Origin of the sequence: Immundisolibacter sp., assembly GCF_050250495.1 — a bacterium.
Taxonomy (GTDB): Bacteria; Pseudomonadota; Gammaproteobacteria; order Immundisolibacterales; family Immundisolibacteraceae; genus Immundisolibacter.
The window spans coordinates 1-13,696 of the sequence record NZ_JBFWOM010000005.1 but is presented as its reverse complement, the minus strand read 5'-3'; the positions used below and the strand labels follow the sequence as shown (position 1 = coordinate 13,696).

The window sequence follows — 13,696 nt, the reverse complement described above, 5'->3', positions numbered from 1 at the left end:
TGGTTGTCAGGCGACCGACTCGCCGGCGATCAGGTACACGTCAAAGCGCACCGCGCGGCCCTTGAACACGAGGCTCGTGTCCGGCGCCAGCGTCGGCGCGTGCAGCGGCCGCTTGACCACCACCCGCCGCCGGGCGCGGGCGCGGGCGAGCGCCAGCAGCCCCGCGCCGGTGTCATCGTCGCCGGTCAGCTCACGCAGCAGTTGCAGCTCGCGCCGCGGCAGCGCCGTGCGGCCCTCGCCGGGGAACATGGGGTCGAGATAGATCACGTCGGGCGCGGGCAGCGCGGGATCGGCCAGCACGCTGCGCGCGTCGGCGAGGCGCAGTTGGAGCCGGCCGGGCGCGGGAATGGCCGGCGCGCGGGCGAGTGCGTCCTCCACCAGCGCGTGGATCACTGGCACGCGCTCGCAGGCCAGCACCTCGAAGCCCGCCCGCGCCAGGCGAAACGCGTCGGTCGCGAGCCCGGCGGTCAGATCGAGCAGACGCGCCGGCCGCGCCTTGACGCGCGCGGCGCGCAGCAGCTCGCCGCCGCCGTGCTGGCCGATGTTCGAGAAGTCCACCCGCAGCGGCGTGAGGCGCCGGCCGGGGGCGCGCAGTTCGAGACCGTCGGCGCCGTAGGCGAGCAGCAGCGCGGCGGATTCGGTCTCGACCAGCGGCAGGGCGAGGCGCTCGGCGAGCGCAGCCGGGCGGTTGTCGCCCATACCGGCGAGCACCGCGACGGGCGGGTCAGGACGAGCGCCGTGCACCCGGCCAGGCGTCCGACTGCATCTCGATCAGCCGGCTCACGGTGCGCTGGAACTCGAAGCCCATGCGCTCGCCGGCATACAGGGCATCCGGCGGCGTGGCGGCCGACACGACCAGGTTCACGCCCTGGTCGTAGAAGACGTCGATCAGGTTCATGAAGCGGTGCGCCACGTCGTATTCGTCGGCCGAAAGACGCGGCACGCCCGACAGCAGCACGGTGTGGAAGCGCTCGGCAATGTCGAGGTAGTCGAGCGCGCTGCGGGCGGTGCGGCACAGGGCGTCGAAGTCGAACCAGGCGACGTCGCTGCCGCGGTGGCGGACCGCGATCACCCGGCCGTTGACGTCGAGCGGTCCGGTTTTCTCGTGCTCCGGCACCAGATGCCGGAACGCCGCCGCCATGCCGTCGTCTGCCTGTGGACCGAGCGGCGTCAGATACCGGCGCACGTCGTGCAGCGCGCGGCGCCGGTAGTCGGTGGGACCGTTGAGCTCGATGACGTCGAGGCGGTCTTTCAGCAGCGCGATGGTCGGCAGGAAGCGTGCCCGCTGCAGGCCGTGCAGGTATAGATCATCCGGCCGGCGGTTGGAGGTCGCGACCACGAACACCCCGCGGTCGAGCAGGGCCTTCAGCAGCCCGCCGAGCAGCATGGCGTCGGCCACGTCGTGCACCTGGAACTCGTCGAAGCACAGCACGCGCGCCCGGTCCGCCCAGTCGTCCGCGATGCGCGGCAGCGGGTCCGGAATGTCGCCGAGATCCCGGCGCTTCGCGTGCACGGCGCGCATGAATTCGTGAAAGTGAAGCCGCCGCTTGCGCTCGCCCGGCAGGCAGTCGAAGAACAGGTCCAGCAGGTAGCTCTTGCCGCGCCCGACGTCGCCCCACAGGTAGGCGCCGGCCTTGATCTGCGCTTCAGGGCGCCCGGCGAGGCGGGCAAGCCAGCCCCGTTTGCGAGGCTGGTTGATGGCCTGCCAGAGCGTGTCCAGCCGCGCGGCGGCGGCTTCCTGCCGCGGGTCGGCCACGAACTCCGGCTGCGTGGTCTCCCAGCGATAGCGCGCCAGCGGCGTGGTCGGAACCGCCTGCAGCATGACGCAGCGCGGCTTACCAGGCCGTTGAAAAAGGGCTTTCCTGCCCTTTTTCAACCCGGCTCGTCGCGGCACCGGTCCGCGACAGCCTCCGCAGATCAAGCACGGGTCGTGCTCGATTCAAAGGTGGCGCTGCGCCAGCCGCTTCTTGATGTCGGCGATGGCCTTGGCGGGGTTGAGTCCCTTCGGGCAGGCGCTGGTGCAGTTCATGATGGTGTGGCAGCGGTAAAGCCGGAACGGGTCTTCGAGCTGGTCGAGCCGCTCGCCCTGCGCCTCGTCGCGGCTGTCGATGATCCAGCGGTGCGCCGCCAGCAGGCTGGCCGGGCCGAAGAAGCGGTCCGAGTTCCACCAGTACGACGGGCAGGACGTCGAGCAGCAGGCGCACAGGATGCACTCGTAGTGGCCGTCGAGCTGGGCGCGGTCCTCGTACGACTGGCGGTGTTCGCGGCCGGACGGCGGCGGCGTTTCGGTCTTCAGCCACGGTTCGAGCGCCGCGTACTGGGCGTAGAAGTGCGTGAGATCCGGCACCAGGTCCTTGATGACCTCCTGGTGCGGCAGCGGGAAGATGCGGATGTTCGCGCTGCGGCAATCGGCCGTCGCCTTGGTGCAGGCGAGCGTGTTCACGCCGTCGATGTTCATGGCGCACGAGCCGCACACACCCTCGCGGCAGGAGCGGCGGAACGTGAGGCTGCCGTCCTGGCGATTCTTGATGTGCAGCAGGGCGTCCAGCACCATCGGGCCGCAGTCGCCGGTGTTCACCTCGTACTTCTGGGTACGCGGCGGCTGGTCGGACTCGGGGTCGTAGCGGTAGATCTCGAACACCACCTTGCCGGCGGCCGGGGTGGTGCCCGGCTGCGCCGTCAGTTGCTCGCGTTCGACGCGGGCTTTTTCCGCCATCTGTCGGTCCTCAGCGCTCAATACACCCGCTTCATGGGCGGGATGGGGGTGACCTCGTCGGTCAGGGTGCTGGCGGTCACGGCGCGGTAGCCCAGGCGCACCTGGCCGCTGACCACGTCCGGCACCCAGGCCAGCGAGTGCTTCATCCAGTTCGCGTCGTCGCGCTCGGGGTAGTCGTCGCGGGCATGGGCACCGCGCGATTCCTTGCGCTCGGCCGCGCAGTCCACGGTGGCGAGCGATACGGTGAGCAGGTTCTCGAGTTCGAGCGCCTCGACCAGATCCGTGTTGAACACCATGCCGTGATCGGCAAGACCGATCTGCGGCAGCATGGCGGCCGCCTCGCGGATTTCCTTCACGCCCGCCTGCAGCGTGTCTTCCTTGCGGAACACCGCGCAGCGCTGCTGCATGGTGCGCTGCATGCGCTCGCGAATGTCGGCCGGCGAGTGGCGACCCTTCGCGCCGCGCATGCGCTCGAAGCGCTCGATGCCGCTGCGACCGGCTTCCGCGGTGGCCTTGGGTTCCGGCAGCGTCGGCAGCGTGTCCTTCAGGCGCAGCGCCGCGGCGCGGCCGAACACGATGATGTCGAGCAGGCTGTTGGCGCCCAGGCGATTGGCGCCGTGCACCGACACGCAGGCCGCCTCGCCGATCGCGAACAGGCCCGGCACCACAAAGTCGTTGCCGTTGGCGTCCTGATTGATGACTTCGCCGTGGTAGTTGGTCGGGATGCCGCCCATGTTGTAGTGCACGGTCGGCAGCACCGGGATCGGCTCGCGCGTCACGTCCACGTTGGCAAAGATGCGCGCCGTCTCGGAGATGCCCGGCAGGCGCTCGTGCAGCGTGTCGGCGCCCAGATGCTCCAGGTGCAGCATGATGTGGTCCTTGTCCGGACCGCAGCCGCGACCCTCCAGGATTTCCACCGTCATGGCGCGCGAGACGACGTCGCGTGACGCCAGATCCTTGGCGCTCGGCGCGTAGCGCTCCATGAAGCGCTCGCCGGCCGAGTTGGTCAGGTACCCGCCCTCGCCGCGCGCGCCTTCGGTGATCAGACAACCCGCCGGGTAGATGCCGGTCGGGTGGAACTGCACCATCTCCATGTCCTGCAGCGGCACGCCGATGCGCGCCGCCAGCGCCATGCCGTCACCGGTGCAGATGTGCGCCGCGGTGCACGACTGGTACGCCCGCCCGTAGCCGCCGGTGGCGAGCACCACGGCGCGGGCGAAGAAGCGGTGCAGACGGCCCTCGACCATGTCGTAGGCGACCACGCCGATGACGCGCCCGTCGGCGTCGGTCATCAGATCGACGGCAAAGAACTCGACGAAGAACTGCGCCTTGTGCTTCAGCGACTGCTGGTACAGCGTGTGCAGCATGGCGTGGCCGGTGCGGTCGGCGGCGGCGCAGGTCCGCTGCGCCGGCGTCTTGTGGTCCGCCTGGTACTGGCCACCGAACGGGCGCTGGTAAATCTTGCCGTCCTCGGTGCGCGAGAACGGCATGCCGGCGTTTTCGAGCTCGATCACCGCCGCGATGGCCTGCTGACACATGTACTGGATGGCGTCCTGGTCGCCCAGCCAGTCGGAACCCTTGACCGTGTCGTAGAAGTGGTCGCGCCAGTCGTCGTCCACCATGTTGCCAAGCGCGGCGTTGATGCCGCCCTGCGCCGCCACGGTGTGCGAACGGGTCGGGAACACCTTGGAAAGGCACGCCACCGACATGTTCTCGGCCGCCATGCCGAAGGTGGCGCGAAGGCCGGCGCCGCCGGCGCCAACGACCACCACGTCGAAGCGGTGATCGGTAATCTGCTGCTCGCTGCTCATGCGCTCAAAACTCACTGTCCGAACATCACGCGCAGCACCGCCACCACCGCGGTGGCGCCCAGGCCCACCGTGAGCACCACAAGCCCGATCAGCGCCAGCAGGCTCTGCGCCGGCACGTGGATGTAGTCCTCGATCAGCACCCGGCTGCACAGGTAGGCGTTGACCATCGCGATCACGAAAAACAGCAGCGTGAGGCCGCCGGTGACGGGCGCCGCGAGCCAGGCGCGGGCTTCCTCAAGCGTCACGCCGCCGGCCGACAGGCACAGCAGCTGCACCAGCAGCGCGGCGCCGAGCACGATCAGCGCCGCGGCGGTGAGGCGCTCCCAGAGAAACGCGCCGGTGCCGGCCCCGGCCGCGCCGTGACCACGCGCCAGCGAGCGCGCCGAACGAAACTGCGCCATCAGGTGGCCCTCATCGCAACGTACAGCCACACCAGCACGCTCGCCGCCGCCGAGCCGAACAGCGCCAGGCGCCCGGTCAGACGTGCCGTCGGCAGCTCGAAGCCGTAGCCCATGTCCCAGGCGAAGTGGCGCACCCAGTGCGCGGCGTAGAAGAACGCGCAGAACGTCCAGCCGAACAGCATGACCTTGCCGACCGGGCTCGCCCACAGCGCAGACAGCGCGTCGAACAGTGCGCCGCCCTCGCCAATCGCCACCAGCCAGGCGGCGAGAAAGCCAAGCCCACCCAGCAGGGCGGCGCTCGTGGCGCGGTGCAGGATGGACGTGTAGCTGCCGATCAGCGGCCGATAGACGGTGAGATGAGGCGACAATGGCCGCGGTTTGCCCATGGGGCAGGCTCCCTTGCTGGTGAGGCTCGACATGCGCGATGCGTCACGGACCGGCCGCGGGACGTCATTAGACGGCGTGCCATGCCCGAAAAAAGGCGCGCGAGTCTAGCACGGCCGCCCCCGCAGCCGCCCCCCGGTTGGTGCCAGCGCAGCGATGCATTAGAATCGCCCGCCCTCAAAATCCGCTGCCGCCCCGCGGGCCTGCAGCGCACCTGGAGTCCCGCGAGATGGGGATCAGCGACGCACCGCAAAAGAGCTTCACGCCCTACAAACCCAAGAAGGGCGAGGAGTACATGAGCGAGCCGCAGAAGAATCACTTCCGGCACATCCTGAACGCCTGGCGCGACGAACTCGGCGCCGAGATGGACCGCGCCCGTCACCGCATGCAGGACGAGACGGTCAACTACCCGGACCCGACCGACCGCGCCACGCAGGAATCGGAGATGACGCTCGAACTGCGCACGCGCGACCGCGAGCGCAAGCTGATCCGCAAGATCGAGGAAACGCTCGACCAGATCGACGCCGGCGAGTACGGCTACTGCGAATCCTGCGGCGCCGAGATCGGCCTGCGGCGCCTCGAAGCCCGCCCGACCGCCACGCTGTGCATCGACTGCAAGTCGCTGGCCGAGATCCGCGAACGGCAGATGGGCTGAGCGGCACGCCGCCACGGCGGCGTGACCTGGGGCAGGCGCGTCACAGCGCGACCACGCCTTGCGTGATGCCGTAACGCATCAGGCTCGCGATATTTCGAATTTCACCTCCCCGGCCCGCAATGTCATCGCGGCACGTGGCCGGACGGTCAACCGTCCCCGCCCGGTGTGAGCCGCTCCCAGTCAAACGCCAGCGGCTCGCGCGCCAGCGTGCGGCGGGCGGCGTCCTGGTAGTAGTCGGTGCTCATGCACACGGCCTGGGCGTGGCATTCGAGGTCTTCGAGCGCGTGCGCGTCGAGGTGCTGGGCCTGGTTCAGGATGTTCTTGGCGAAGCCGAGCGCGTCGCGCGAGGCGTGCACGAAGCGCCCGGCGAGCGCCCGCGCCGCCGGCAGCAGCGCGTCCGATTCGTGCTGGCCGTAGACGATGCCCATCGCCTGCGCCTCCGGCGCCGGCAGCACGCGCGCCGAGTAGATCAACTCCTTGGCGCGGGCGAGCCCGACGATGCGCGGCAGCAGGTGAAACATGCCCATGTCCGGCACCAGACCAATGCGCCCGAACACCGCGCAAAAGCGCGCCCGCGGCGTGGCGAGGATGAAATCCGCCGCGAGTGCCAGCGAAAACCCGGCGCCGTAAGCCGAGCCGTCCACCGCCGCGATGACCGGCATTTCGAGGTCGACAAGATCGCGCAGCCAGCGGTGCATGGCCTTGACCCGCCCGCGCGAGACGGGCGCCGGGCGGCGCGCCTCGGTCATGGCGCGCAGGTCGCCGCCAGCGCAGAAATGCCCGCCGGCGCCGGTGAGGATCAGCGCCCGAACGTCGGTGCTGGCCGTCAGCTCCCGCAGCACGTCGGCCAGCTCCGCGCGCAGCGTCATGTCGAGTGCGTTGCGCGCCGCGGGGCGGTTCAGGGTCAGCGTGGCGATGCCGTCGGCGAGCGCGAAATCGAGGGCGGTGTAAGGCATTGCAGGCTCCGGCCGGGGGACTGTGACAGGCCACTGTAGCGGCGCGCGGTGCGGCCGCCCAAACGCGCTGCGCCGCGGGTTTATGCCAGCGTCGCGGCGAGCTGCGTGCCCTCGGCGATGGCGCGCACGGCGTTGAGTTCGCCGGCTGCGCGCGCACCGCCGATCAGGTGCGTGCCCACGCCCGCCGCGCGCAGCGCGGCGAGCAGGTTCTGCTGCGGCTCCTGGCCGGCGCAGATCACCACGTTGTCCACCGCCAGCAGGCGCGGCGTGCCCTGCGCCGTCAGATGCAGCCCGGCGTCGTCGATGCGCGTGTACCGGGCGCCGGTCAGCAGCTCGACGCCGCGCTTTTGCAGCGACAACCGATGCGCCCACACCGTGGTCATGCCAACGCCGCGGCCGGGCAGACCCTCGCTGCGCTGGCATAGAGTCAACGTGCGCGCGGCCGGCACCTCGGCCGGCTGCGGCAGCAGCCCGCCGCGGGCACGCAGCTGACGGTCGACGCCCCACATCGCGAGAAACCCGTCGATGTCCGGCCGGGCCGGGTCCTGGTGCGGCTCGGCGTGGGCCAGATACTCGGCCACATCAAGGCCGATGCCGCCGCCGCCGATGATGGCCACGCGCTGGCCTGCGGTGCGCACACCGGTAAGCAGCTCGGCGTAGTCGATCACCATCGGATGGTCGATGCCTGGGATGGCTGGCCGGCGTGGGCGCACGCCGGTGGCGAGGATGACGGCGTCGAATCCGCCGGCGACGAGTTCCGCCGCGTCTGCGTGGTGGTTCAGGTGCACCGGCACGCCGAGCCGTTCGAGCCGGCGGGTGAAGTAACGGATGGTTTCGGCGTAATCGCCCTTGCCGGGGATGGTCTTGGCGAGGTTGAACTGCCCGCCGAGTCGATCCGCGGCCTCGTACACGCTCACGCGGTGCCCGCGCTCGGCGGCGGCGAGCGCGCACGCGAGCCCGGCCGGCCCGCCGCCCACCACGGCCAGGCGCTTCGGCGACACGACCGGCGCGGGTGGCGGCTCGGTCTCGCGGCAGGCGCGCGGGTTCACCATGCAGCCGCACAGCTGGTCGCGGAAGATCACGTCGAGGCACGCCTGATTGCACGCAATGCAGGTGTTGATCTCGTCGCCCCGCCCCTCGCGCGCCTTGCGCACGAACTGCGCGTCGGCCAGAAACGGCCGCGCCAGCGACACCATGTCCGCCGCGCCGGACGCCAGCAGGTCTTCGGCCTGGGCCGGGTTGTTGATGCGGTTGCTCGCCACCAGCGGCACCGCGAGCTCCCCGCGCAGCCGCGCCGCGGCAAAGGCAAACGCGCCGCGCGGCACCATGTGGGCGATGGTCGGCACGCGCGCCTCGTGCCAGCCGACGCCGGTGTTGAACAGCGTCACACCGGCCGTTTCCAATGCCTTTGCCGTCGACACGATTTCCGCCCAGTCGGCGCCGTCCGGCACGAGATCCAGCACCGAGAGGCGGTACATGAGGATGAAGTCCGTGCCGACCCGCTGCCGCGTGCGGCGCACCACGTCGAGCGCGAAGCGCTGGCGGTTTTCGAGGCTGCCGCCCCAGCCGTCGTCCCGCTGGTTGGTGCGCGGCACCAGGAACTGCGTCAGCAGGTAACCCTCGGAGCCCATGATCTCGACGCCGTCGTAACCCGCCTCGCGCGCCAGCGCGGCGCAGCGGGCGTAGTCGTCCACGGTGCGCTCGATGTCGGCCTCGGTCATGGCGCGCGGCGTGAGCTTGTTGATCGACGCCCGCAGCGCCGAGGGCGCCACCAGCCCGCCGTGCCGCGCGTAGCGTCCGGCGTGCAGGATTTGCAGCAGGATCTTGCCGCCCTCGGCGTGTACCGCGTCCGTCACCAGGCGGTGATCGGCCACCTGCGCGGCGCGATCTAACACGCTGCTGCCTTCCGACAGGCGGCCCTCGTCGTTCGGCGCGAAACCGCCGGTCACCATCAGCGCCACGTCGGCGCGGGCGCGCTCGGCAAAAAACGCCGCGGACCTGCGAAACCCGTCCGGCATGTCCTCCAGCAGCGTGTGCATGGAGCCCATCAGCACGCGGTTTTTGAGCGTGGTGAAGCCAAGATCAAGCGGCGCGAACAGGCGCGGGTACGGGACGGACATTGACGAAGTTCTCCCTGGAAGACGCTGGTCAAGACCAGCGCAGCGCGAAAAACGATGGGCGGGCGGCGGGATCAGCCACCGAACGGGGCGCCCGCAATCAGCCCGACAGCCGGTTCAAGGCTTCGCCGCACGCGGATCCCACAACCGCTCCGGGCCGTTTCGCTCGTAGCCCATGCCGTCGGGGTAGGACACCAGCTCCAGGTGCGCGCCCCACGGCGTGCGCAGGTACAGCACCCACTGACGCGCGTAGTCGCCGTCGCGGGTGGTGAACGGTCCGTCGTAGGTCTCGACGCCGTTGCTGCGCAGCCACGCCGCGGCGGCCTGGATGTCGTCCACGTAAAACGCCGTGTGGTGACCGGCGAAGTCGCTGTTGCGTGGCTGGCGACGGTCCTGGTCCGGCGCCGACCACTCGAACAATTCGAGGTTGGCGCCGTTGCCGCAGCGCATGAACACCATCTCGCGGATTTGCGCCCGCGCGTGTACGCCCACATGGCGCGTCAGCCAGTCGTCGGGGGCGCTTAGCGGCCCGTTGCGGGCGAGCGTCTTGCAGCCGAGCACGCGGGCGAAGAATGCCTCGGCCTCGGCAAGGTTCGGCACCGTAAGCCCCACGTGATCGACCCCGCGCAGGCCGGGCACTTCGGCCTTCGTGCCGGCGGCAAACGCCAGCAACAGCACGCCCGCGATGCGCGCCCGCATGTCAGTGCCGCTCGTACTGCTTGCTGCCGAACAGGATCTGCCGCTGCGCCTCGCTCTGCGGGCCGGGCTTGGCCGGTCGCCGTTCGGCCATCACGGCAAGGCCGCGCTGCGTGGCCGGGCGGGCGCCGATGGCGTCCATCCAGCGCCGCACGTGCGACAGCTCGCCGATGTCCACGCCCTCGCGCTCGTGGTGCAGGAACCACGGGTAGATGGCCATGTCGGCGATCGAGTACTCGCCCGCCACGTAGTCCCGGTCCTTAAGACGCGTGTCCACCACCCGGTAGATGCGGCGCGACTCGTTGGTGTAGCGGTCGATGGCGTAGGGCAGTTTTTCCGGTGCGTAGTCGCGAAAGTGATGCGCCTGGCCGAGCATGGGCCCGACGCTCGCCATCTGGAACATCAGCCACTGCAGCACCTCGTAGCGGCCGCGCGCGTCGGCCGGCAGGAAGCGGCCGGTTTTCTCGGCCAGATACAGCAGGATCGCGCCGCTCTCGAACACGCTGATCGGGCGCCCGTCGGGGCCGTCGGGGTCCACGATGGCCGGCATCTTGTTGTTGGGGCTGATGGCGAGGAACGCGGGCTTGAACTGATCCCCGGCGCCGATGTTCACCTCCACGGTGCGGTACGGCAGGCCGGTTTCCTCCAGGAACAGCGTCACCTTGTGGGCGTTCGGCGTCGGCCACATGTGCAGTTCGATCATTGCCGGCTTCCTCGCGTGAACGGGCGTTTGGTCATTCTAGGCCGGGGGCGCGCGTGTACCATACCGGCCGCCCGGCAGGACGCTGGTCCCCGTTTCCCCCGCACGGTCCACCCTTGGACGAGAGCGCGCTTCGCCAACTGCTGATCGACACTGCCTGCGACAGCGTGCGCCTGGGCCTGAACCGCGGCACGTCCGGCAACCTCTCCGCGCGCGTGCCGGGCGGCTTTCTGATCACACCCACCGGCATCGCCTACGGCGATCTCAAACCCGCGGATCTGGTGCGGCTCGACGCGCACGGCGTGGCGGCGCCGGGGCAGCTCAAGCCCTCGTCCGAGTGGCGGTTTCACTGCGACATCTACGCCGCCCGGCCGGACGTCGGCGCCATCGTGCACACGCACTCGCGGTATGCCAGCGCGCTTTCCTGCCAGCGGCGCGAGCTGCCGGCGTTTCACTACATGATCGCGCTCGCCGGCGGCGACAGCGTGCGGTGTGCGCAGTACGCCACCTTCGGCAGTGCGCAGCTGTCGGCCAATGCGCTCGCGGCGCTGGAAGACCGCCACGCGTGTCTCCTGGCGAACCACGGCCTGATCACGACCGGTGCGGATCTGAAGCACGCGCTCGCGCTGGCCGAGGAGATCGAGTCGCTCGCTGCGCAGTACTGTGCGGCGCTTGCCAGCGGCACGCCGGTGCTGCTGGACGCCGCCGAGATGGCGCGCGTGCTGGAACAGTTCAAGACCTACGGAAAGCAAGACCGGCACTGAGCCCACCCGAGGAGAACCACCATGCAGCTCATCTACGCCAAGCCGTCGCCGTACTCCCGCAAGGCGCGCGTCACGGTCATCGAAAAGGGCCTCGCCGGCCGGGTCGAGGACGTCATCGTCAGCCCCATGGAAGACCCGGCCGCGCTGCTCGGCGCCAATCCGCTCGGCAAGGTGCCGGCGCTGCGGCTCGATGACGGCCGCTGCCTGTACGACAGCTGGGTGATCTGCGAGTACCTCGACACGCTCTCGCCGACGCCGCGCCTGATCCCGGACGGGCCGGCGCGTTTTGACGTGCTGCGCCGGGCGGCGCTGGCGGACGGCGTGCTTGACGCGGCTGTGACCGCCCGCATGGAGCTGCTGCGCCCGGAGGACAAGCGCTGGACGCCGTGGACCGACCGCCAGCGGCGCGCCATCGAGCGCGGCCTGGCCGTGATGGCGCAGGACGTTTCGGCTCTCGGCACCGCCGTGACGCTGGCGCACATCGAGTTCGCGGTGGCGCTGGAGTACCTCGATTTCCGTCTGCCGGACGTGGCCTGGCGCCAGGAGCACCCGGCGCTCGCCGCGTGGCTTGGCGAGTTCAGCCAGCGGCCGTCCATGCAGGCGACGCAACCGCAGCCGTCCTGACCGGCACGGCTTTTTTGTCACCACACCGCCGGCTGCGTGAGGCGCGGCCGGCGGTGTTTTGTTTTTGGAAGACTTGCACGTGTATCTCGACCTGATCCCCGTTTTCGTGGCGCTCGCCGCCGGATGGCTGTGGCGCCGGCACACGCCGGGCGGCGTGGACGCCGCGCACATGGCGCAGGCGCTGAACATGCTGATGATCTACGTGACGGGGCCGGCGCTGATCTTCGCCATCATGTCGCGCGCCTCGCTCAGCCTGGAGCTGATGGTGATCCCGGCCGCCGGCTACGTGTGCAGCCTCGGCGGCCTTGCGCTGGCGACGCTCGCCTATCGCCTCGCCGGCCCGCGTCTTGGCCTGTCCACCCAAAGCCGCGGCGCCATGCTGTTGGCGGCCGGCTTCGCCAACGGCTCGATCGCGCTGCCGGTGGTGGTGAGCCTGTTCGGCCACGGCGGCATGGCGACCGTGTTTGCCTACGACCTCATCGCCACCACGCTGCTGATCTGGACCGTCGGCGTCGCGGTGGCCGTGCGCCACGCGGACGGCGCCAACCGGGTGTCGCTGGGGCGCGAAATCCTGCGCCTGCCGCCGGCGTGGGCGGTGTTCGTGGCGCTGGCCGTGAACCTGCTCGGCGTGCCGGTGCCGGATCGCCTCGTCACCACGCTGCGCTACCTCGGCGACGCCGGCATTCCGCTGATGGTGTTCGTGGTCGGGCTGTCGCTGCGCCTGGGCGCCATGCGGCGGCTCGGGGCGGCGATTCCGGCGCTGCTGGTGCGCCAGGTGGCGGGGCCGGCGCTCGGCATCGCGTTCGCCTATGCGTTCGGCGTGCGCGGGGAGACGCTCGCCGTGCTGGGTGTGGCGATGGCGTCGGCGTGCCCGGCGGTGGGCGTCATCCTGTGCCACCGCTACCGGCTCGACACCGAGCTCTACGGCGCGGCGCTGACCGCGTCGATCCTCATCTATCTCGTGCTCGCGCCGCTGTATCGCGGCCTGCTGATGGGCGGGTGACAATGCGGTTTTCACCACGCAGGCGCTGATTTACTCAGCGCTTGCGTGCCGGGGCAGGATGCTCCGGCATGAATCAACGGCGTGCGCCGTTGATTCATGGAGCGCCACGCGGGCGTGTACCGTGTGGCAGCGAGCTGAAAAATTCCACGGATGGAATTTTTCAGCATTCACCTAACCACGTCCGCCATGATCCGCCACCTCATCCTCGACTGGGCCGGCACGCTGGCCGACGACCGCGCGCTGACGCTCGCCGCCACTAACGACACGCTGGCGCACTTCGGCGCCGCGCCGGTGGACGAGGCGACTTACCGGCGCGAGTTCACGCTGCCGGTGGAGCGCTTCTACCGCCGCTTCATCGGCGACCGGCCGCGGGACGAAATCGACGCCGTGTTCTTTGCCCACTTCGCGACGCGGATGGCGCAGTCCGAGCTGTTCGCCGACGTGCCGGCGCTGCTGCACCTGTGCCGCTTGCGCGGCGTGGCGCTGAGCATCTGCTCCAGCGTGCCAACGGACATCCTGGACGGATTGCTGACGCGGCTCGGTCTTCGGGACTTTTTCCGCCACATCGGCGGTGGCGCGGCGGACAAGATTCCGGTGCTGCGGCAGATCGTCGCCGACTCGGGCGTGCGACCGGACGAGACGCTGTACGTGGGCGACACGCCGCACGATATCGACGCCGCCCACGCGGCCGAGGTCATCGCCGGCGCGGCGTTGTACGGCTACGCGACCGAAGACCGCCTGCGCGCGGCGCGGCCGGATCACGCCTTCCCCAACGTGCGCGGCATCATTGATCTTGTCGACCGCGAGCACCTGCTGGCGAGCGAGCGGCGCGTGGTCGCCACCGTGGGCGGCCTGCTGGTGGCGGACAC

The 13,696-nt window shown here is 70.2% G+C and carries 15 protein-coding genes; 5 read left to right on the top strand and 10 right to left on the bottom strand.

Annotated features, from left to right (window positions below; genetic code table 11):
- Positions 1-6: 6 nt before the first annotated feature.
- From AB7F93_RS05250 to sdhC, 6 genes are all read right to left on the bottom strand, one after another.
- Positions 7-699 carry a class I SAM-dependent methyltransferase gene (locus tag AB7F93_RS05250; RefSeq protein ID WP_428301835.1) on the bottom strand — a complete coding sequence of 231 codons (693 nt, stop codon included), beginning with the start codon at positions 697-699 and terminating at the stop codon, positions 7-9.
- A gap of 25 nt (positions 700-724) precedes the next feature.
- Positions 725-1,822, bottom strand: a complete 1,098-nt coding sequence (gene zapE / locus AB7F93_RS05245; RefSeq protein ID WP_428301834.1) for a cell division protein ZapE — start codon at positions 1,820-1,822, stop codon at positions 725-727.
- Between the two features lie 117 nt (positions 1,823-1,939).
- Positions 1,940-2,716, bottom strand: a complete 777-nt coding sequence (locus AB7F93_RS05240) for a succinate dehydrogenase iron-sulfur subunit (RefSeq protein ID WP_428301833.1) — start codon at positions 2,714-2,716, stop codon at positions 1,940-1,942.
- Between the two features lie 17 nt (positions 2,717-2,733).
- Positions 2,734-4,527, bottom strand: coding sequence for a succinate dehydrogenase flavoprotein subunit (sdhA, locus tag AB7F93_RS05235; RefSeq protein WP_428301832.1), 1,794 nt, complete (start codon positions 4,525-4,527; stop codon positions 2,734-2,736).
- Between the two features lie 11 nt (positions 4,528-4,538).
- On the bottom strand, positions 4,539-4,928 hold the full coding sequence (sdhD, locus tag AB7F93_RS05230) for a succinate dehydrogenase, hydrophobic membrane anchor protein (protein WP_428301831.1): 390 nt from the start codon (positions 4,926-4,928) through the stop codon (positions 4,539-4,541).
- Positions 4,928-5,314 (bottom strand): succinate dehydrogenase, cytochrome b556 subunit, encoded by a 387-nt coding sequence (gene sdhC, locus AB7F93_RS05225; protein ID WP_428301830.1) that lies wholly within the window; start codon positions 5,312-5,314, stop codon positions 4,928-4,930. The genes sdhD and sdhC overlap by 1 nt, the downstream gene beginning before the upstream one ends.
- 227 nt (positions 5,315-5,541) lie before the next feature.
- Between sdhC and dksA the strand changes: the two genes are divergently transcribed.
- Positions 5,542-5,967, top strand: a complete 426-nt coding sequence (dksA, locus tag AB7F93_RS05220; protein WP_428301829.1) for an RNA polymerase-binding protein DksA — start codon at positions 5,542-5,544, stop codon at positions 5,965-5,967.
- Positions 5,968-6,113: 146 nt separating this feature from the next.
- Here dksA and AB7F93_RS05215 read toward each other — a convergent pair whose 3' ends face one another.
- The 4 genes from AB7F93_RS05215 to AB7F93_RS05200 form a co-directional block, all read right to left on the bottom strand.
- Positions 6,114-6,923: an enoyl-CoA hydratase/isomerase family protein gene (locus tag AB7F93_RS05215; protein WP_428301828.1), complete on the bottom strand. Its 810-nt coding sequence runs from the start codon at positions 6,921-6,923 to the stop codon at positions 6,114-6,116.
- Positions 6,924-7,003: 80 nt separating this feature from the next.
- Positions 7,004-9,043: an FAD-dependent oxidoreductase gene (locus AB7F93_RS05210; protein ID WP_428301827.1), complete on the bottom strand. Its 2,040-nt coding sequence runs from the start codon at positions 9,041-9,043 to the stop codon at positions 7,004-7,006.
- 114 nt (positions 9,044-9,157) lie between these two features.
- Positions 9,158-9,739: a VOC family protein gene (locus AB7F93_RS05205; protein WP_428301826.1), complete on the bottom strand. Its 582-nt coding sequence runs from the start codon at positions 9,737-9,739 to the stop codon at positions 9,158-9,160.
- 1 nt (position 9,740) lies between these two features.
- Positions 9,741-10,439 carry a glutathione S-transferase N-terminal domain-containing protein gene (locus tag AB7F93_RS05200; RefSeq protein ID WP_428301825.1) on the bottom strand — a complete coding sequence of 233 codons (699 nt, stop codon included), beginning with the start codon at positions 10,437-10,439 and terminating at the stop codon, positions 9,741-9,743.
- Positions 10,440-10,552: 113 nt separating this feature from the next.
- On the opposite strand from AB7F93_RS05200, the gene AB7F93_RS05195 reads away from it, so the two are divergent.
- The 4 genes from AB7F93_RS05195 to AB7F93_RS05180 all read left to right on the top strand — a co-directional run.
- On the top strand, positions 10,553-11,200 hold the full coding sequence (locus tag AB7F93_RS05195) for a class II aldolase/adducin family protein (protein ID WP_428301824.1): 648 nt from the start codon (positions 10,553-10,555) through the stop codon (positions 11,198-11,200).
- A gap of 21 nt (positions 11,201-11,221) precedes the next feature.
- On the top strand, positions 11,222-11,824 hold the full coding sequence (locus tag AB7F93_RS05190; protein ID WP_428301823.1) for a glutathione S-transferase family protein: 603 nt from the start codon (positions 11,222-11,224) through the stop codon (positions 11,822-11,824).
- 64 nt (positions 11,825-11,888) lie between these two features.
- Positions 11,889-12,827, top strand: a complete 939-nt coding sequence (locus tag AB7F93_RS05185; protein ID WP_428301822.1) for an AEC family transporter — start codon at positions 11,889-11,891, stop codon at positions 12,825-12,827.
- A 186-nt stretch (positions 12,828-13,013) separates the two neighbouring features.
- On the top strand, positions 13,014-13,696 hold a 683-nt coding region (locus AB7F93_RS05180), incomplete at its 3' end, for an HAD family hydrolase (protein WP_428301821.1).